General features: G+C 71.2%; 16 protein-coding genes. 10 read left to right on the plus strand and 6 right to left on the minus strand.

Annotation, left to right across the window (positions count from 1 at the left end; translation table 11 throughout):
* Positions 1-297: 297 nt before the first annotated feature.
* Positions 298-1,491 carry a HEAT repeat domain-containing protein gene (locus PZE19_RS23070; RefSeq protein ID WP_277862953.1) on the plus strand — a complete coding sequence of 398 codons (1,194 nt, stop codon included), beginning with the start codon at positions 298-300 and terminating at the stop codon, positions 1,489-1,491.
* Positions 1,492-1,597: 106 nt separating this feature from the next.
* On the opposite strand, the gene PZE19_RS23075 is transcribed toward PZE19_RS23070, so the two are convergent.
* Both PZE19_RS23075 and PZE19_RS23080 read right to left on the minus strand, forming a co-directional pair.
* On the minus strand, positions 1,598-1,969 hold the full coding sequence (locus PZE19_RS23075; protein WP_277862954.1) for a hypothetical protein: 372 nt from the start codon (positions 1,967-1,969) through the stop codon (positions 1,598-1,600).
* 25 nt (positions 1,970-1,994) lie between these two features.
* Positions 1,995-2,990 carry a DUF1570 domain-containing protein gene (locus tag PZE19_RS23080; RefSeq protein WP_277862955.1) on the minus strand — a complete coding sequence of 332 codons (996 nt, stop codon included), beginning with the start codon at positions 2,988-2,990 and terminating at the stop codon, positions 1,995-1,997.
* Between the two features lie 283 nt (positions 2,991-3,273).
* Here PZE19_RS23080 and PZE19_RS23085 point away from each other — a divergent pair, with 283 nt between their 5' ends.
* The 3 genes from PZE19_RS23085 to PZE19_RS23095 all read left to right on the plus strand — a co-directional run bounded on the left by PZE19_RS23085 (position 3,274) and on the right by PZE19_RS23095 (position 6,477).
* The gene (locus PZE19_RS23085) at positions 3,274-3,960 is read left to right on the plus strand and encodes a 3-keto-disaccharide hydrolase (protein ID WP_277862956.1); all 687 of its coding nucleotides are present in this window, start codon (positions 3,274-3,276) and stop codon (positions 3,958-3,960) included.
* Positions 3,961-4,042: 82 nt separating this feature from the next.
* Complete coding sequence (locus PZE19_RS23090) at positions 4,043-4,654, plus strand: ECF-type sigma factor (protein WP_277862957.1); 612 nt, start codon at positions 4,043-4,045, stop codon at positions 4,652-4,654.
* Entirely contained in the window at positions 4,648-6,477 is a 1,830-nt protein-coding gene (locus tag PZE19_RS23095) for a serine/threonine-protein kinase (protein WP_277862958.1), read from the plus strand. The genes PZE19_RS23090 and PZE19_RS23095 overlap by 7 nt, the downstream gene beginning before the upstream one ends.
* Positions 6,478-6,486: 9 nt before the next feature.
* Here the strand turns inward: PZE19_RS23095 and ribF are convergent, their stop codons facing one another.
* Positions 6,487-7,434, minus strand: coding sequence for a riboflavin biosynthesis protein RibF (gene ribF, locus PZE19_RS23100; RefSeq protein ID WP_277862959.1), 948 nt, complete (start codon positions 7,432-7,434; stop codon positions 6,487-6,489).
* Positions 7,435-7,544: 110 nt separating this feature from the next.
* Here ribF and PZE19_RS23105 point away from each other — a divergent pair, with 110 nt between their 5' ends.
* Complete coding sequence (locus tag PZE19_RS23105) at positions 7,545-8,660, plus strand: Gfo/Idh/MocA family oxidoreductase (protein ID WP_277862960.1); 1,116 nt, start codon at positions 7,545-7,547, stop codon at positions 8,658-8,660.
* Between the two features lie 281 nt (positions 8,661-8,941).
* Here the strand turns inward: PZE19_RS23105 and PZE19_RS23110 are convergent, their stop codons facing one another.
* Entirely contained in the window at positions 8,942-10,810 is a 1,869-nt protein-coding gene (locus PZE19_RS23110) for a hypothetical protein (protein ID WP_277862961.1), read from the minus strand.
* A gap of 488 nt (positions 10,811-11,298) precedes the next feature.
* Between PZE19_RS23110 and PZE19_RS23115 the strand changes: the two genes are divergently transcribed.
* Positions 11,299-12,903, plus strand: a complete 1,605-nt coding sequence (locus PZE19_RS23115; RefSeq protein WP_277862962.1) for an FHA domain-containing protein — start codon at positions 11,299-11,301, stop codon at positions 12,901-12,903.
* Positions 12,904-12,921: 18 nt separating this feature from the next.
* Here the strand turns inward: PZE19_RS23115 and PZE19_RS23120 are convergent, their stop codons facing one another.
* Positions 12,922-13,911, minus strand: a complete 990-nt coding sequence (locus PZE19_RS23120) for a glycoside hydrolase family protein (RefSeq protein WP_277862963.1) — start codon at positions 13,909-13,911, stop codon at positions 12,922-12,924.
* 87 nt (positions 13,912-13,998) lie between these two features.
* Positions 13,999-14,967 carry an AAA family ATPase gene (locus PZE19_RS23125; protein WP_277862964.1) on the minus strand — a complete coding sequence of 323 codons (969 nt, stop codon included), beginning with the start codon at positions 14,965-14,967 and terminating at the stop codon, positions 13,999-14,001.
* A 63-nt stretch (positions 14,968-15,030) separates the two neighbouring features.
* Here PZE19_RS23125 and PZE19_RS23130 point away from each other — a divergent pair, with 63 nt between their 5' ends.
* From PZE19_RS23130 to PZE19_RS23145, 4 genes are all read left to right on the plus strand, one after another.
* Complete coding sequence (locus tag PZE19_RS23130; RefSeq protein WP_277862965.1) at positions 15,031-15,999, plus strand: alpha/beta hydrolase; 969 nt, start codon at positions 15,031-15,033, stop codon at positions 15,997-15,999.
* Positions 16,000-16,092: 93 nt separating this feature from the next.
* Positions 16,093-17,055, plus strand: a complete 963-nt coding sequence (locus tag PZE19_RS23135) for an alpha/beta hydrolase (RefSeq protein WP_277862966.1) — start codon at positions 16,093-16,095, stop codon at positions 17,053-17,055.
* A gap of 132 nt (positions 17,056-17,187) precedes the next feature.
* Positions 17,188-18,000 (plus strand): methyltransferase domain-containing protein, encoded by an 813-nt coding sequence (locus PZE19_RS23140; RefSeq protein WP_277862967.1) that lies wholly within the window; start codon positions 17,188-17,190, stop codon positions 17,998-18,000.
* A 99-nt stretch (positions 18,001-18,099) separates the two neighbouring features.
* Positions 18,100-19,683 carry an amino acid permease gene (locus PZE19_RS23145; RefSeq protein ID WP_277862968.1) on the plus strand — a complete coding sequence of 528 codons (1,584 nt, stop codon included), beginning with the start codon at positions 18,100-18,102 and terminating at the stop codon, positions 19,681-19,683.
* The last annotated feature ends 11 nt before the right edge of the window (positions 19,684-19,694 follow it).

The following is a 19,694-nucleotide window of genomic DNA, read 5'->3' on the forward strand; positions in this document are numbered from 1 at the left end:
GCCCGACTCTCCACCAGGGCTATAAATCGGCCGAAGCCTTTCGTTTCCTGCCCTTTTCCCGAGTAAACCGGGCAATCTCGGGACCTGGAGCAAAACCGGGATATTTGGGCAAACCCTGAGATCGGGCATTTCCGCCCCTTCGAGCGCGCGTCGGCCCCGGCGGCGGGAAACTGAAGTCGAAATCCAGTTCGGCCTTGTCGGCCCGGCGATTCTCACTAAGATCCACCCCGAATACCGAGGACGGGCAGTCCCCGGGGAGACCAGGGAATCGGTTCCGAACAAGGCAGGGAGGCCACCATGCCACAGCGAGGTCGGGCGGGACTTTGGATCACGGGCGGGATGGCCGTCGTCGCGGCCGGCGCGGGCCTGTACTGGACGGCGACGGGCCGGCGGACGGCGGACGGCGCGAAGCCGGCCGCGGGCGCCGCGGCCTACGGCGAGTCCAGCACCACGGCCGAGCTGGTCAAGGGCCTCCGGGCCGGCGACGTCCGGGCGCTCGACGTCGTCCAGAAGCGGGCCACGCCCAAGGCCGACGCGCCCAAGGTCGCCGCGACCGAGGAGCAGGCGACGGAGATCCTCGACACTCTGACGGCGATCCGCGCCGGCTTCCTGCAATTCACGCCGCCGGGCCGCGCCGCCGCCGCCGTCACGGCCGCGTCGCTGCTCGAGAAGATCAGCGTCGAGCCGGCCCCCGCCCGCTTCGTCGACGCCCTCCGGCCGATCCACGACATCTACTCCGCCGCCCTGGCCGACGCCGAGCCCGAGGTCCGCTTCGTCGCCCTCGGCGAGACCCGTCGCTTCTGGCCCTGGATCCCCGGACGCACGCTCACGGCGATCGAGGAGCGGAACATCGCCGAGTGGAAAGAGGCGATGCACCACCCGGTCGTCCGCTGCCTGGCCAGCGCCGACGTCCGCACCCGCGCCGCGGCGGTCTACTCGCTGGGCTTCCTGCTGGTCGACTCGGCCGCCGCCCCGGCGATGGCCTACCTGGACGACCCGGCCGTCGAGGTCCGCCGCCAGTGCGTGATCTCGTTCGCCGGCCGCCCCGCCCTGCTGACCGAGGACCTGCTGTTGCAGCGGGTGCACGACTCCGACGGGGCCCTCCGCGACGCGGCCTTCGCCGCGCTCAAGCTCCGCGGCCTGAACCAGGAGCAGATCAGCCTGGGAGCCCTGATGACCAGCCCCCGCGCCGATCAGCGGGCCTCGGTCGTCGCGCTCGTCAAGGACCGGACCGACATCGACCCGGTCGTCTGGCTGCTGCGGCTCACGCACGACGCCGACGAGACCGTCCGCATCCACGCCGTCGAGGCCCTCGGCGCCCGCAAGGCCGGCGACGCCTCGGTCAAGCGGCGGATCGTCGAGATGGCCCAGTCCGACGCGTCCCAGGAGGTCCGCCAGGCCGCGAGCAAGCTGATGCCCTCCGCCGAGGAGACCACGGCCTCGCTCCCCCCCCTGCCCGGCTCGTCGCTGCTCAACCCCAAGGCCAACTGAGCGCCGCCGACGCGGAAGCCGATTCGACCACGACGACGCGGACGGCCGAGGAGCGACCCCGGCCGGCTCGCGTCGTCGCCGTTTCGAACCTCCGGGGCGAGCGTCCTCACGGATCGTCGAACGGCGTCCAGTCGGGATGCAGGGCTTCCCCGAACGCGACCTCCACCGAGCCGTCGGCCTCGACGGCGAACTGGCCTATCGGTTCGGTCGATTCCGCGAAGGAGGGCCGGAGCCGGGCGATCCGATCGCAAGCGGCGACGTACTCGTCGTAAAGTTGATAGTCGAATGGTTCATCCTCGGGCAGGGCGTCGAGCCGCCCGGACAGTTCGGCCGCCGCGTCGAAAGCGGGACGAAAGGGCTCAGACCCGTCGGCCGGTTCGAATCGGCCTCGGAGGCCCCCGGGCGACTGTTCCTCGACGATTACGACCCCGACCGTACGGCCGTCGATCAGGAGGGTCAGGCGTTCGGGCACGGGCATCGACGTCCTCTCCCCGGGACGGCGGTCAGAGCGACCGGACGAGCCGCACCGCGTACGCCTGGAGGTCGCGGTCGAGTTCGTCGAGATCGCCCAGGGTCTCCCTGGCGTCGTCGAGGCGGTGGCCGGGCTTGGTGCGCGAGCGGAGGGCCTTCAGGTAGTCGCGGAAGCCGGGCAGGCGGTCCTTGTCGTTGAGCAGGTAGTGCACCAGGGCCCACGACTCGGCGTAGCCCAGCATCACCCGGCTGTAGAGGCCCGAGCGGAGGACCGCGTCGTCGGCGATCAGGTCGCGGACGGGGATCCAGGCGACGCTCCGGCGCAGCTTGGCCAGGTCGTCGAGGCGTTGGAGGTTGAGCCGGCCCACGTCGCTGGGGCCGATCACCTTGCGGGGCTCGCCGTACGTGCCCAGGCCCTCGACGATCCCGGGCGAGACGTCGGACGCGCGGTCGAGCAGGCCCGTGTTGAAGGTGAGCTGGTGGGTCCCCTCGTGCGAGACCGTCTGCACGTTCTTCACGGCCGCGCGGCTGGCCATGGGCACGTTCCGCCAGTCGAACACGCTCAGCAGGTTCGTCGCCTTATCGTACATCCCGACCGGCTGCGCTCCGCCGCTCATCAGCGAGGGCATGCGGTGATACTTGCCGAACGAACGGTCGTCGCGGAAGGCCACCACGATCAGGGGCCGGTCGGGCTCGCGGACGTCGAAGCCGCGGTCCTGGAAGTGGCGGAGATAGGCCAGCAAGAGGTGTTCGCAGTCGGTGAGGCACGACCTCATGAACGACTCGGCCGCGTCGCCGATCGCCAGGAAGTGGTTCGACTTCAGCCGCCGGGGCTCGCCCAGGCCGACCTCGCGCAGCTTGCGGGCGACCTCCTCGGGGTCGGCGTCCTGGATCCTGGGCGGCCCGGGCTCCGGTTTCGCCGCGTCCTGGAAGCCGGCGAACGCCGGGTGCGCGGCGAGCAGGCCGGCGGCCGTCGCGCGCAGCCAGCGCCGCCTGTCGAGGCCGTCGACGATGGAGTCGATTCGCATGGTCTCGCCGACCTCCCCCCGGCTGGTCTCGCCGCGCCCGTCGCAACGCCCCCTCGATTGTAGGATCCGCGGCCGGGAAACGCCGCCGGGAACTTCGCCGCGGTCTCTCGAATCGTCGAAATCCACCCCCTCGCGGCGACGTGCCCGCTTCGGGTCCGGTCGCCCCCTCGTCGACCGCCGGGCTGTGGTAGATTAGCATCAGTGGACGCGAGGCCCCCGCGCGCGTCGGCCCGACTCCGGGCGGCTCGGGGAGATCCTGGCGGATCGTTTGGAGGAGGCGGTCATGTCGACGTCCATCGCGCGCACCCTCGCCCTCGCGGCCTGGCTCGGCGTCCACGCCGCCCTCGCCGCGGCCCCCGCGGACGGGCCGGCTTCGGAATCGATCGTCCTGTTCGACGGCAAGACGCTCGACGGCTGGAAGAAGACGCCGTTCTACGGGGCCGACGCGGTCGACGTCCGCGTGGCCGACGGCGCGATCGTCCTGCCCCTCGGCAAGTCGATGAGCGGCGTGACCACCACGCGAAACGACCTGCCCAAGGTCGACTACGAGCTGTCGTACGAGGCGATGCGGACCGAGGGCGTCGACTTCTTCGCCGCGGCCACGTTCCCGGTCCGCGACGGCTTCCTCACGCTCGTCAACGGCGGCTGGGGCGGCAACGTCACGGGCCTGTCGAGCATCGACGGCGCCGACGCCTCCGAGAACCAGACGACCACCGGCTACAAGTACAAGGACGACACCTGGTACCGCTTCCGCGTCCGCGTGACGGCCGACGCCGTGCGCTGCTGGATCGACGACAAGGAGGTCGTGAAGGTCGACGTCAAGGACCGGCAGCTCGGCACCCGCATCCAGGTCCGCGCCAGCCAGCCCCTGGGCTTCTGCACCTGGGAGACCGCCGGCGCGGTCCGGAAGGCGGCCATCCGCCGCCTGACCCCGGCCGAGGTCGCCGAGAACCACGTCGAGGCCCCGTGACCCGATCGTCCCGGGGCTCCGATCTTCGCGCGACGCGCCCAAGGACCTTCCGCATCCCCCTCTCCCCAGGCCGAGACGAGCGATGTCCGAGGCGGAACACGGGTCGGTGACGCACTGGCTGGGCGACCTGAAGGTCGGCGACCTCGCCGCCGCCCAGCCGCTCTGGGAGCGCTATTTCGGCAAGCTCGTGGTGCTGGCCCGTTCCAAGCTGCGCTCACTGCACAAGACGGGCGCCGAGGGCGACGAGGAGGACGCCGCCCTCTCGGCCTTCAACAGCTTCTGCACCGGCGCCGCCGGCGGCAAGTTCCCCAAGCTCGACGACCGCGAGGACCTGTGGAAGCTCCTCGTGGTCATCACCGCGCGGAAGGCGTTCGCCCAGGTGGGCCGCGAGCGGCGCCTCAAGCGCGGCGGCGGCCGGCGGTCGACCGAGGCCGACCGCGACCCCAAGGGGCTCGACCTGCTCGCCGGCCCCGAGCCCAGCCCCGAATTCGCCGCGATGGTCGCCGAGGAATTCCGCCGCCTGCTCGACTCGCTGGAGGACGACGGCCTCCGCGAGGTCGCCCTCCGTCGCATGGAAGGCTACACCTGCGACGAGATCGCCGAGCACCTGGGCTGCGCCCGTCGCACCGTGGCCCGCCGGCTCGACCTGATCCGCAAGACCTGGTCGCACGGCTCGGGGGAGGATCCATGCTGAACGGCGAGGAGGCCCCCCCGAAGACCCGGAGCGAGGCCTCCGCCGCCTCCCTCGCCGCCGCCCGCCGGGTCCACGCGGCCTGCGAGCGGTTCGAGGCCGACTGGAAGGCCCGCCCCAGGCCGCGCGTCGAGGACTACCTCGGCGCCCCCGACGACCCGGCCCGGCCCCTGCTTTTCGAGGAGCTGGCCGCCCTGGAGATCGAGCTGAGGAGGGATCGCGGCGAGCACCCGACGGTCGGCGAATACCTCGACCGCTTCCCCGCCCACGCCGAGGTCGTCGCCCGGCTGTTCCACATCGTCCACCGGGCCGAAGACCTCGGCCTGACCGAGGTCTGGCCGCCCCCTACCCGCCTCACCGATCCGTCCGAGCCGCGGGCCTCCTCGTCCTCGTCGGCGCCGCCGGCGCTCGGCGAGCGGTTCGGCAAGTACGACCTGATCGCCGAGCTGGCCCGTGGCGGCATGGGGGTCGTCTACAAGGCCCGCGACACCGCGCTCAACCGCGACGTGGCGATCAAGATGATCCTCAGCGGGGCGATGGCGACCGAGGCCGAGCGCGAGCGGTTCCGTCGCGAGGCCGCGCTGGCGGCGAAGCTCGAACACCCCAACGTCGTGCCGATTTACGAGGTCGGCGAGCAGGACGGGTTCCTCTACTTCTCGATGCGGCTCGTCGAGGGGGGGAGCCTCGCGAGCCATATGGACGCCTATCGCGACGACCCGCTCGCCGCCGCCGGCCTGCTGGAGGTGCTGGCGCGGGCCGTCCAGTACGCCAACGAGCAGGGCTTCATCCACTGCGACCTGAAGCCGTCGAACATCCTCCTCGACCGCGACGGCGCGCCCCAGATCACCGATTTCGGCCTGGCCCGGCAGGCCGAGCAGCCCAGCGCGCTCAGCGTCTCGGGCGCCGTCATGGGGACGCCCAGCTACATGGCCCCCGAGCAGGCGTCGGGCGACCGCCAGTCGATCGCCGCGACGACCGACGTCCACGGCCTGGGGGCGATCCTCTACGAATTGCTCGCCGGGCGTCCCCCCTTCCGCATGACGACCATGATGGAAACCGTCATGCAGGCCATCTACTGCGACCCCCTCCCGCCCCGCGAGCTGCGGCCGGAGGTCCCGCGCGAGCTGGAGTACATCTGCCTGAAGTGCCTGGAGAAGGTCCCCAAGGACCGCTACCCGACGGCCGCCGCCCTCGGCGACGAGCTGGGCCGCTTCCTGCAGGGCGACGCCGTCGCCGCCACCGGGCCGCTCCAGAAGCTGAGGCGCTGGGCGCGTCGCGAGCCCGAGATCGTCGCCCGCCTGTCCGGCCTCGGCCTGGTGAGCATGCTGACCGAGCTGAACTACCGGGCCTTCTCGCCCCACCCCGACCCGGTCGCCCACCGCTGCGTCCAGCTCGTGCTGGCGATCTGGGCCGTGCTGACCCTGCTCTTCCAGCAGTTGCACCGGCGGGGGTGGCAGTCCGACTCGCTGCGCGGGTTCTGGATCCTGGGGGATATGGCCTGCCTGACCCTCCTGCTCTGGATCATGCGCGACCTGGACACGCCGCTGCTGGTCGGCTACCCGCTGATGATCGCCGCCTCGGGCCTCTGGTTCCGCGAGGGCCTCGTCTGGCTCACGACGGAGCTGGCGATCGCCGGCTACGCGACCCTGTACATCCTGGCGGGGATCGACTGGGGCCCCGGCGCGCCGATCTGGTCCCGGCCCAACGCGCTCCCCTACGCCAACGTGTACGTCGCTTGCCTGGCCCTCACCGGATACGTCGTGGCGCGCATGGTCAAACGAATCCGCACGATCAGCCGCTACTACGAGAGCCGCCGCCAGGCCTGATCGCGGCCGTCAGCCCGCCTCACCGATGCGCTTAGCCTGTTCGACGTCGCGGGCGATCTGTTCGAGCAGGTCGTCGAGGCCGGCGAAGGCGCGGGTGGGGCGGAGGCGTTCGAGGAACTCCATCTCGATCATGCGGCCGTAGAGGTCGCCGTGGAAGCCGATGAGGTGGGCCTCGACCTTGAAGCGCTGCTCGCCGAAGGTGGGGTTGGGGCCGACGTTGCAGGCCGCGGCCCAGCGCGTGGGCTCGGCCCCGGGGGTCGCACCCGGCACCAGGACGGTCGCGGCGTAGACGCCCTCCGCCGGGATGAGGACGTCGATCGCCTCGAAGTTCGCCGTGGGGACGCCGATCGTCGCGCCTCGCCCCGCGCCGTGGGAGACGAGCCCGCGGATCCGGTGGGGGCGGCCGAGCAGCCGGCGGGCCTCGGCGACGTCCCCCTCCATCAGGACCTTGCGGATCCGCGACGACGAGATCATCCGGCCGTCATCGGTCAGGGGCTCGGCGACGTGGAGCGCCACGCCCGCCTCGTCGCACCATCGGCCCAAAATCCGCACGTCGCCCCGGCGGTCGCGGCCGAAGAAGAAGTTCGGCCCCTCCACCAGGCCCCGGACGGCGAACTGGCCCATCACGACCTGCTCGAAGAACTCCCGCGCCGAGAGCCCGAGCAGCCAGGGCCCGGTGCGGAAGACGGCGACGTCGGCGACCCCGGAGGCCTTCAGCAGCTCGATCTCGCGCTCCAGCCACGAGAGCGGCTCGGGCGATTCCTCGGGTCGCAGCAGCGCGACGGGGTGGGGGTGGAAGGTGACGGCGACGGCCGGCGCGCCGGCCTCGTCGGCGCGACGGACCAGCTCGGCGATCAGGCGGGCGTGCCCGCGATGGACGCCGTCGAAGTTGCCGATCGTGACGTAGGCCCCGCGGGCCCGGGCCGGGAAGTCGCGGACGTTCTCGATCGTGATCACCGACGCGTTTCCTCGCATGCCTCGCCCCGAGGCCGGCCCCGCCCCTTGAATCCGCCGCGCCGTCGGCCCATGTTGGGATGAATTATCGCCCGGCCCGGGGGACGCGGTCAATGCGGCCGGGTCGCGCCGAGGGGGGGCGTCGCCGGATGCGGATCGCGATCATCGGGGACGGCGAGGCCGAACGGGCCTGGGCCGATTGGGCGCGACGGCAGGCCGATCTCTCGCTCGCGGCGGTCGTCGCGGACGGCGAATCGGCCCTGGCCCTGCCGGGGCTCGACGCCGTGATCGTCGGCGGTCCCGCCCCCGGTCGCGGCGAGGCCCTGCAACGACTCGCGGCGGCGGGCCTTGCGATCGTCGCCCTCCATCCCCCGGGCCCCGACGCCGAGCCTTACGAGCGTGCGAGCGTGACCGGATCCACGATCGTCCCCGACCTCCCCCTGCGGCTCCACCCCGGCGTCGATCGGCTTCGAACGGCGATCGCCGACGGCTCGCTGGGCGATTTCCGGGTCATCCGGCACGTCATTCCGACGGTCACCGGCCAGGATCTCGTGCGTACTACTTTTGCGTCTTCGGTCGACGCCCTTCGTACGCTCCTGGGCGAGTTCGAGAGCCTGACCGCCGCCGGCGACCCCGAAGGCCCGGCCCCCGTGCACGAGCTGGTGGTTCGGCTGCGCGACGAGGGAGGCCGGCCGGCCGAGATGCGGGTCTCGTCGGAATTGGACGATCTCGGCCGACTCACCGTCGTCGGCGCGGACGGCTCGCTCGCCCTGGAATACGACCCGCAGTTCCAAGGCCCCGCGCGACTCGTCCGCCGGATCGGCGCGGGTCCGCCCGAAGTCGTTGAAACGTTCGAGGGCTGGGATCCGCGAGCGGCGATCTTCGAGGCGCTGCGATCCGATGCGGCAACGGCGAGACCGACGCTCCTCGACGGCCTCCGCGCCATGGAGCTGGGCGAGGCCGTCCGCCAGAGCCTGATCCGGGGCCGGACGATCGGCGTGCACCCCCGTCCGACGGGCGCGGAGGCCGGTTTCAAGTCGCGGATGACGGCGGTCGGCTGCCTGCTGCTGATCGGCGTCGTGGCCTTGTTCGCGACCGCGGCGGCCGGCCGAGCCCTGGGATTCGAGTCGGCCGTCTACCTGACTTACCTCATCCCGCCGGCTCTCATCGGGTTCCTGGCGTTGCAACTCCTTGGGCGGGGCGTGGGCACCGGACCGATCGAACGCTGAAACGCCGCCACGGTTTTTCCACGAATTTTTCCGCCGGGATCGTCGCGGATCGACGATCGCAGCCCATGTTCTTTGATGAGACTTCGTCGTGTTCGAGGTCTAATCGGTGTGTCCGGGGGAATCGATCGAAGACCAGCCGAGAGGAAAAACCACAAGGGCCTCGGCCCGGCGAAATCGCGAAAATCCTGGATCAAACCTCTGACTCGAAACGACTTGCGTCGATCGGCTTCGTTGGTCTCGGGGACGAAAGAAGCCAAACCGAAGCCAACGGCCGCGGGGGCTCACAGGTCGCGAATGTAGTCGGCGGCGAAGGAACGGACGTGGCGGCCGTTGAGGACGTGGAAGGTCCGCAGGCGTTCGAGCATCGAGCCGCTGAACCGCCTGAGCGGCAGGTGGACGATCTTCCGCCCGTACGCCCTGGCGAGCCGGCGCCACGACGCCGACGGCGGACCCGGGCTGACGACCGCGACGTGGCGGTCGAGGCTGTGCAGGAAGGCGGCGGCCAGCAGCCGTTCTTCGAGCGTGTCGTGGCGGTCGAGGCGGGGGTCGGTCCAGATCTCCGGGATCGGCCGCGCGGGGTGGAGGAACAGGGCGCCGCCGTACTGGGCCTGGGCGATCCCGGGCCCCACCAGGTTCTGGAAGGGGTCGGTGGCGTAGAAGGCCAGCGTCGACTCCTCGGAGTGCTCGGCGTACCAGGTCGCCCGGTTGGTGTAGACCTTGGGGTCGGAGGGGACGTCGAACAGGAAGACGACGACCTCGATCGAGCCCCGGCCGGGCGGGATCACCTTCACGTAGACGTCGCCGGTGTGCCAGTTGCGGAGGGTCTCGCGGATGTCCAGGCCGTCGCGGACGCTCGTCGTGAACTTCTCGGACCGCGCCAGGTCCGCGCCCAGGATCGCCCGCGCCTGCTCCTTGACGTGGCGGTGGAAGCTCTCGATCCGGTCGTCCTCGGGGGGCCACGAGCACATGCCGTAGGGATCCCAGCGCTGGAGCCAGCGCTTCCGCTCGGGCTCCTTGGGACGCGGCCGCAGCCGGCAGGTCCGCCACGAGATCGCCTGCCCGGGCAGCCGGCTGACCATGGGGGCGAGCCCCTGGCCGGGGACCTCGGCCTGGCCGACGCCCATGCGCAGGAGGCCCGGATCGTCGGCCGCGGCGACGTCCGGGACGGGCTCGGCGTAGGCGTACTCGCGGGCCGTCTCGGCGACCGCGAGCGCGAAGTCGTCGCCGACGGTCTGCTTGGCGGCCGTGACCAGCGTCAGCAGGTCGGGCGTCAGGCGACGTTCGATCAGGGCCAGGTTGCGGACGTACCGGAAGAGCGTCGACAGCAGGGCCGGGGTGACCCGCTGCGCCAGCCTCGGCCGCTCGGCCCGGAGCGTCTCGCGGGCCTGCACGACCAGCTCCTTGACGCCATCGACGGACAGGTTGTCGTCGGGCGTCAGCTCGCGGCGGCCGCGCTCGTACAGGGCCGTGACGTAGGGCAGCTCGCCCAGGAAGAAGAGCAGGGTCGCGGGATCGACCCGGAAGGTCGAGGTCGCCGCGAAGACCGGCTCGGGCTCGGGCGGTTCGACCCGCGCGCGGTAGGCCTCGCGGATCCAGGGCCAGTCGAGGATCGAGCAGACCAGGAGCGTCAGCTTGCGGCGCCTGCCCAGCTCGTGGAGCCGGGCGGCCATCCAGGCGATGCGATCGGTCGGGAAGCCCTCGACGGGTCGGGGGATGGCCGGCAGGAGGGCGGCGGAGAAGCGCTCGGGCGACACCCGCTTCAGGGCGTAGGGGTCGGGGAAGACGGCGTGGACCGCCTGGTACCGCGGGGCGTCCAGGTCGATGAACGCCCGCGGGATCCGCTCGCCGATCGCCGTGCGGATCGCCGCCACGACGCCCTGGCAGGGGTCGATCGGGACGTAGCTGAAGCCGTCGCCCCCCTCGGCCTCGACGTCGCGACGCAGCACCGCCGAGATCGTCGGCAGCCGCTCGACGGCCGCCTCGACGTCGTCCTGGAACGAGGCCGGCAGCGGCACCGCCAGGCAGTCGTAGGGGCGCGCGAGCAGCTCCTCGCGGACCCGGATCGCGAAGTCGCCCGAGCCGTGGACGATCGGCATCACCCGGATCCCCGGGGCGATGGTCAAAAAGTCGTCCGCCTCAACCTCGGCCATGCGGTCCTCGTCATGATGGCGACGCCCCCCCGCCCCGCGCGGCGGCCGACGTCGACGTCGGACCAGTCTAGCAGGGCCGGCGGGTCGGGGCGACGCGACCTGGGCCGGCCCGACCGATCAGGTTTCGAAAGGTGGCATCCTTAGAAAATGCGAGCAGGCGGGGACGACGCAGCCGGGAATGTCGCCTAGAGAGTGTGAGGCCCGGACGGACGTCGTGATCGGCGACCGAGCCGGGCTGCAAACGGGCCCTCGCCAAGAGGTTCCGCCGTCCGTTTCCTGCCTTTCGGAGGCCGTCCCGGCGTTCGGTCGGGATTTTCCTCCGCGTCCACGACGACGCATCGAGCCGGCGCGTCCGTATCGCGCCCCCGGCGGATTTTGACGTATCCCGACCCGTCGACGGCCGCGGCCCGAAGGCGTCTCTGCGCCCGGTCCTGGTCGTCGGCCTCGACCGATGGCCGCATTGCGATCCCCGCGGGAGTCTCCAGGCGATGGCTCAAGGTGAATTGACCCTGGCGACCGACGACGCCCCGACGCGTAAGCCGCGCAAGGTGCGTCTGACCCCCACCAACGAGGGCCCGGCGTCCGACCGCCGCCTCGAGGACTGGATCACCGTCAACCTCGACCCCGAGGTCCACCGCCCGGCCGCGAACCTCTGGACGCAATTGATCGGCAACCTGCCCATGTCGCGGCGGCCGTCGAAGGCGGCGAAGGGGCGGGAGAAGGGGTTCAAGTCGCGGGGCTGCTGGGAGCGGTTCGGCGTCGTGTACAAACGCGGGGTGACGATCGTCCGGCTCACCGACACGTCGCTCGTCCAGCGGGCCGACATCAACGAGCTGGCCGAGGACCTCGGCGACCTGATCGACGTCGGCAACAATCGGATCGTCCTGAACTTCGCCAGGGTCGAGCGCCTGGGGAGCTGGATCGTCGCCGCGGTGGTCGAGGCCCATCGCCGCTGCGAGGCGGCCGACGGCGGCCGGCTCAAGATCTGCGGCCTGGAGCCCCAGCTCCGCGAGATCTTCACCCTGATCGGGATGGGCCGACGGATCATCGCCTGCGACGACGAGGCGGCCGCCGTGGAAGGGCCCTGGCCGGGCGCGGCGCCGCGGTCGCTGCCGATCGACATCCTCGAAGCCCTCGTCTCCGCCTCCGACCTGCCCCCGCTCGCCGGCGGGGCCCCGGTCGAGGCCGCGGGCGGTTCCGACAGCGGCGTGATGGAGGTCGAGCGCGTCGCCCCCGCCTCGCGGCGGCCCGCCCGCCCGGGCGACCCCCTGGAAGGCAAGGTCTGGCTCCGCGTCGAGTACGCGGGGTTCGAGGGCCGGATGATCGCCCTGGCGAAGCGGCGGTTCCTGATCGGCCGCGACAGGGGGAGCCACCTGCGGCTGGGCTCGTCGAAGGTTAGCAAGCGGCACGCGACGATCGAGGTCCGCGACGGCCGGGTCTTCCTCCGCGACATGGGGAGCACCAACGGCACCCAGATCAACGGCGAGACGATCCGCGACGCCGAGGCCGAGCTGCACACCCAGGACCGCGTCGTCATCGGCCCGGCCCACTGCCGGATCTGGGTCGGCGTCTCGCGCGAGGAGATGGAACAGTTGGGCGCGATCGAGCCCTCGTGGACCGCCCCCGAGGTCGTCGTCGACGACGCGCCCGAGTCCGACGCCTCGGCCCCCGCCACGGCCGAGGTCTCGACCTACGACCCCGACGACGACGATCCCGCCTCGCGGATCAAGCACGAGGTCGTCCAGGACGTCCTCGTCGTCACCCCCGTGCTGACCGACCTCGACGACGAGCAGGCCAACGAGGCGCTCCGGCTCCGCCTGATCGAGCTGGCCGAACAGCCCCTGCCCCGCCGCGTGGTCGTCGACCTGGAGTTCGTCGGCCGGCTCTCGCGACGGACCATCGGCGTGATCCTGGCCCACCACCTCCGCCTCGGCCGGGCCGGCGGCGCGGTGCGCATCTGCGAGGCCCACCCCCGGATCATGGCCCTGCTCGACCAGGTCCGCCTGACCATGCTGGTCGACTGCTACCCCAGCCTCGACGAGGCCGTCCTCGCCTCGTGGAACGTCCCCGCGCGGCCGGGGTCGGCGAACTGACGCACGAGGTTCAGGAGGTCAGAATCCCAGGTCCTCGCCCTCGTGGGTCGCCAGCCCGATCTGCTCGGAACCGCCCCGGCGGCCGTTGTACCAGAGGAGCCACTTCCGGCCGTCGAAGATCGCGTACGGCTTGTAGACCGCATCCTGGTCCCAACGACCTTCACCCGGTCGGATGATCGGGTTGGCCGGGTGACGGCGCCAGCCGGTGAGGCCGTCCTTCGATCGCGCCACGCCGATCTGGGCGTGGTCCCGGTCGCGGAATCCGATGTAGAACATGAGATAGCCGTCGCCCCGGCGGATCACCTGGCAGGCCGTCACCCGGTCCTTCTCCCAGGCGAGCCCGGGGCCGGGCCCGAACACGGGATCGTCGCCGTGCCTGACCCAGCTCAGCCCGTCCTTGCTAGTCGCATGGCCGATCGCGTCCGGCTCGTACTGCTCGCCGCCCGAGTACCACATGCGATAGAGCCCGGCCTGGTCGTCGAACAGGACGTGGGGGCACATCACCGCGACCTTCTCCCAGGGCTTCTCCGCCGAGAGGACGGGGCGGTCGCTCTCGCGCTTCCACGCCTTGCCGTCCCGGCTCGTGGCGTAGCCGATCCACGACTTATCGCGAGCCTGCCCGGTGTACCACATCCGGTAGAGGCCGCCTTGATGGATCACGACCGGACGGTTGACGTCGTCCTCCCAGTCGGTCCTGTGATTGCGGCCGAGGACGACGACCGGCTTCGACCAGACGACGCCGTCCAGGCTCTCCACCAGGGCGATGCTCTTCTTCGGCCGCCAGGAGAACCACATCCGGTAGACGTCGCCGCCCTTGAGGACGGAGACGTCGAAGCACGTCCCGAGGTCGCCGCCGAGGACCGGGCTCTTCGGCGATTTCCGCCAGCCGGCGACGGTCTCGGCCTTCGACTCGTCTTGCCCTCGACACCTGGCCTTGGCCCCGAGGAGAAAGGCGACGAGCGGCATGGCGAAGAGGGCGATCAGGCGATGGCTACGGCGACTCGTCATCTTGTGCCTCCTCGGCCTGGCCTGGCGCAGGCGATGCTGCTTCCGTCGCCGCCCGCTCGCACGAAGCCGGCATCGGCTTCAAGAAGGTCAGTCGTCCTCGTCCTCATCATCTTCGTCCGAGACGTCGGGGTGGAGGGGGTCGTCGGGGTCGAAGAAGAGGTCGCCGAGGCCGAAGGGGGCGTGCTGGCCGCCCATCGAGCGGCGCTTGCGGCGGGCGAGCGCGCCGAGGTCGACGGCCTCGGGGCCCAGCACCTTCGCCAGCGACTCGCGCCAGGCGGCGTCGCGAGCGAGCGGGTGTTCGGGGTCCTGGGCCATCCGCTTGAGCGCGTAGCGGACGATGTGGATGCCGTCGCGGGGCGAGAAGTCCAGCTTCAGCGCGTGGGCTTCCTGCAGGAACTCGACGGTCAGCGCCAGCAGCTCGGGCTCGGCGAACGGCAGGTGGTAGAAGAGGATCGCCATCTCGTCGTCGCGGTCGGGGAAGCCGAGTTCGAGCGTCGGCTGGAGCCGCGAGAGGATGTAGTCGGGGACCTCGTAGGTCGACTCGTCCTCGTTCATCGTCACACAGATGCGGAACTCGGGGTCGGCCGGGATCGTGATCCCGGCGACGATGCTCTCGACGTAGCGGCGATGGTCGAGCAAGGGGGCGAGGCTCGCCCACGACTTCTCGTTCATCCGGTTCCCCTCGTCGAGCACGCAGACGCCGCCGACGAGCATCGCCGTCACCAGCGGCGAGGCGTGGTAGGCGATCTTGCCGTTCTCGGCCAGGACCGGGGTGACGATCAGGTCCTCGGGCCGGGTGTCGGCGGTGCACTGGGCGATGTACAGCGGACGGCCGCGGAGCTTGGCGGCGGCCGTCGCCAGCGTCGTCTTGCCGATGCCCGGCGGGCCGATCAGGCGGGGCGAGAGCGGGCGGTCCCTCGGGTCGACGGTGAGCCAGCAGGCCGAGAGCTGCTTCAACACCTCGTCCTGGCCGATCCAGCCCTGGTCGGTCGCCGCGGGCTCGCCCAGGTGGAGCGTCACGCCGCCGATCTGCCGCGTCCTGCCGCCGTCGCTCATGGGCCGATCCTTCTCCGCGTCGCGTGACTCGCCGATCTTCAACGACGTCGTTAAGATACACGCATGAACGAACCGCAGCCAACCCCGAGTCCCGCGGCCGAGACGGCGATCCACGCCCGCATCCGCCCCTTCCGTTCCCACCGCGCCCGCCGCTGGGCCCTGGCGTGCGTCATGCTGGCGGCGGCGTGGCTGCTGATCTCGTTCGCCGTGGCGTACCGGCTCACGCAGCGGAAGCGGCCGCCGTTCCCCGAGCCCGCGCCGGCGGTCTCGTGGGGGACGCTGGAAGGCCTCCGACTCACGACCGACGACGGCCAGCAGATCGGCGGCTGGTTCGCCGAGGGCCGCGCCGACGCCCCGGCGGTCCTCTTCCTGCACGGCAACAAGGGGAGCCGCGGCCACTGCCTGGAACGCGCGGGGATCGTCGCAGCGGAGGCCGGCTGCGCCGTGATGCTGATCTCGATGCGTGCCCACGGCGACTCCACGGGCGACTTCAACGACATCGGCTACAGCGCCCGCCATGACGTCGTCGCCGCCGTCGAGTTCCTCCTCGCCCGGCGTCCGGGCCGGCCGATCGTCCTCTTCGGGGTGTCGCTGGGCTCGGCCGCGGCGGCCTTCGCGGCGGCCGAGCTTGGGGAGAAGGTCGACGGCTATGTCCTGGAGAGCCCGTACCAGGACCTCAAGACGGCCGTCTGGAACCGGACGAGCACGTACCTGCCGCCGGGGCTCGACGCGATCGCCTATGTCGGCCTCCGCCTCGCCGGCCTCGTGCTGCTGCCGAACATCGACGCGATCTCGCCCCTGCGCGCGGTCGGGGCGATCCCCGAGGACGTCCCGGTCCTGATCCTGGCCGGCGACGCCGACGAGATGGCCACCCCCGAGGAGGCGAGGGCCCTGTTCGAGAGGGTTCGGAGCCACGCGCGGCTGGAATCCTTCCCCGGCGCGACCCATTACAACCTCGCCACGGTCGAGCCGGACCGCTACAAGCGGACGATCGTCGGTTTCGTCGCCCAGGCTCGTCGCGATCGCCGCTGATCGTCGGCCCGAAACACGGCGACGACGAGCCGGGTATAAGGCTCAGTCGACGTTGCACATCGCAGCCGAGCCGCGGCCCGGGACGACCCTCGCATGGAAGACGCCGAGCCGATCCCGAGTCACGCCGCGACGCCCGCGTCGCCGCCCCGACGTCGCCCGACGTACCGGCGCGTCCGTCGCGGCCTGGTCGCCTTCGCCGTGCTCCTCGCGGCCTGGATGGCGATCTCGTTCTGCGTCGCCTCTCGCCTCACGCGGCGGATGCAGCCGGCGATCCCCGAGACCGCGCCCGAGGTCGCCTGGGGTCCGATGGAACAGCACCGCCTCCTCGCGAGCGACGGCCTGCGGATCGGGGCCTGGTACGCCGAGGGCCGCGCCGAAGCCCCGGCGCTCCTCTTCCTGCACGGCAGCGGCGCGAGCCGCGCGCAGTGCCTGGGGAGGGCGGCGCTCCTCAGGCCCGAGATCGGATGCGCCTTGATGTTCATCACGCTCCGGGCGCACGGCGACTCGGACGGCGACTACGACGACATCGGCTACGGCGCCCGTCGCGACGTCGTCGCCGCGGTCGACTTCCTCGGGGCTCGGAGGCCCGGACGCCCGATCTTCGTCGTAGGGGCCTCGCTCGGCTCGGCCGCGGCGACGTTCGCGGCCGCGGAGCTGGGCGAAAAGGTCGACGGCTACGTCCTGGAGAGCCCCTATCGCGACCTCAAGACGGCCGTCTGGAACCGCACCCAGGTGCTGCCGGCGCCCCTGGATCGGGCCGCGTACCTGGGACTTCGCCTGGCCGCGTTCGTCCTTTTGCCCCACCTGGACGCGATCTCGCCCGTCCGCGCGATCGCGGGCGTGCCCGACGACGTCCCGGTGCTGATCCTGGCGGGAGGTTCCGACGATCTGGCGACGGTCGCCGAAGCCGAGGCGATCCACGAGCGCGTGCGGACGCACGGACGGCTCGAGGTCTTCCCGGGCGCAAGGCACAACGAACTCGCCGTCGTCGACCCGGATCGGTACACGCGGACGATCGTCGCATTCGTCGCGGGGGCCTGCCGCGATCGACGATGATCCCTTTACAAGCTTCTCCCCCCTGCCCCACAATACGGTCTTGAACGACGCCCGCCCGGCCGACGCGGCCCCCGCCGCGCGCCGAGGCGTCGGGTACTTCCCCCCCTCACGCAAGCCGAGTCTGGATCCATCATGAGTGGCACGCAAGCCGCGTCGGACGCGTCGAAGCAGAAGTTCGACAACAACGGCCAGTACAGCCGTGACTCGATCCTCCGCTACGAGAAGATCTTCGGCGACAACTACATCAGCACCGGCGGCGCCGAGACGACCGACAACCTGACCGGCCGGCTGAAGGGCTTCCTCAAGCCCGGCGTCCGCGTGATCGACGTGGGCAGCGGCATCGGCGGGGCGGCGTTCCACCTGGTGGAGAAGTACGACGCCAAGGTCGTCGGCATCGACCTGGCCGAGGAGATGATCGCCGTCGGCCACGACCGCGCCAAGGCCGCCGGCATGGCCGACAAGGTCGAGTTCATCCTCGGCGACGTCCTCAAGACCGACTTCCCCGAGAAGTTCGACCTGGTCTGGAGCCGCGACGCCTTCATGCACATCCCCGACAAGGCCGGGCTGTTCGCCAAGCTCTACAGCCTGCTCGCCCCCGGCGGCAAGATCATCATCACCGACTACGCCCGCGGCAAGACGCCGGGCTCGCCCGAGTTCGAGGCCTACATCAAGAAGACCGGCTACAGCGTGATCGAGCCCGAGCAGTACGGCGAGGTCCTGGAAGGGGCCGGGTTCACCGACGTCGTCGTCGACGACGCGACCGACACCTTCGTGGACATCCTCAAGCGCGAGGAGAAGCGGCTGGTCGACGAGCGCCAGACCTTCCTCGGCCACTTCTCCGAGGAAGACCTGAACTACCTGGTCGACCGCTGGAACATGAAGATCGGATTCTGCAAGGCCGGCGACATGAAGTGGGGCATCTACCTCGGCACGCGCCCCGCCTGATTCGTCATGGAGCATACGAGGCCGGTCTCACGCCGCTCCCGTCGCGCGACGGGGGCGGTCGCGTGCGCGGGAGTCGGCGGATCGGGAGGTCGAGCGGGCATGCCGGCTAGCGCGAGCGACGACGTCCGAGACCTGGCGGCGTTCGGGTACAAGCAGGAGCTGGACCGCTCCCTCGGCAGCTTCTCGTCGTTCGCGGCCGGCTTCTCTTATATCTCGATCCTCACCGGCGTGTTCCAGATGTTCTACCTGGGGTACGCCGCGGGGGGCCCCGCGTTCTTCTGGACCTGGCCGACGGTCTTCCTCGGCCAGTTCACGATCGCCCTCTGCTTCGCCGAGCTGGCCTCGGCGTACCCGCTCTCGGGCGGCGTCTACCAGTGGTCGAAGCAGATCGGCACGCCGCTGGTGGGCTGGCTGACCGGCTGGGTCTACCTCGCCTGCTCGATCCTCACGCTGGCGGCCGTCGCCCTGGCTCTCCAGAACACGATGCCGCAGATCTCGGCCTGGTTCCAGTGGTTCGGCGACGGCTCGACGCCCGTCGACCAGGCCAAGAACGCGGTCCTGCTGGGCTGCACGCTGATCGCCCTGACGACGATCATCAACGCCGTCGGCGTGCGGCTGATGGCCCTGATCAACAACGTGGGCGTCTGCGCCGAGCTGGGGGGCGTGGTCCTGCTGATCGTCCTGCTGGGGATCCACGCCTGCCGCGGCCCCGCGATCCTGATCGAGACGCAGGGCCGCGGCGCCGGCGAGCCGGGCGGCTACTTCGGGGCCTTCCTGGCGGCGGCGGTGATGGCGTCGTACGTCCTCTACGGCTTCGACACCGCGGGGACCCTCGCCGAGGAGACGGCCGATCCCCGCCGCCGCGCGCCGAAGGCGATCCTACGCGCCCTGGCGGCGGCCGGCCTGGTCGGCGGGCTGCTCATCATCGTCGGCCTGCTCGCGACGCCGGACCCGGCCGACCCGGCGCTCGGCCAGGTGTCGGGCGGGCTGCCCCTGATCGTCAAGACGGTCCTGGGGTCGAAGCTGGGGACCGTCTTCCTGATCGAGGTCGTCTTCGCGGTGGCCGTCTGCGCCCTGGCCGTCCACACCGGGACGGTGCGGCTGATGTTCGCGATGGCCCGCGACAACAGCCTGCCGTTCGCCGAGTCGCTGGCCCGCGTGACCGGCGAGACCCGCACGCCGATCGCGCCCGCGATCGTCACGGGGCTGCTGGCCTCCGCGATCCTGCTGGTGAACGTCAACGCCCCCCGGATCATCGAGACGCTCTGCTCGGTCGCCCTCGTCTGGGCGAACCTGGCCTACCTGATGGTCACCACGCCGCTCCTTCTGGGCCGCCTCCGCGAGCGTTTCGGCGAGGTCGACGAGGACGACGACCCAACTCCGACCGGCGAGCGGTTCAGCCTGGGCCGTTGGGGCCTGCCGGTGAACCTCGCGGCGACGGCCTGGGGCGTGTTCGTCGTCCTCAACATGAGCTGGCCGCGGGCCGAGGTCTACGGCGAGGATCCGGTCGGCCGCTACGCCGCCCTGATCGCGACCGCCGGGCTGATGGCCGTGGGAGCGGGATATTACCTGGCGGTCGGCCGGCTCCGGGCGGGCGTCCTGCCGGAGCACGCGGCCGACGAACTGGACTTCGACGACTCGCCGGGATTGATCGTCCAGCTCGCGCCCGGGGAATCGTCGTAGCCTCGAAGGGA

Origin of the sequence: Paludisphaera mucosa (assembly GCF_029589435.1) — a bacterium.
Classification (GTDB): Bacteria; Planctomycetota; Planctomycetia; order Isosphaerales; family Isosphaeraceae; genus Paludisphaera; species Paludisphaera mucosa.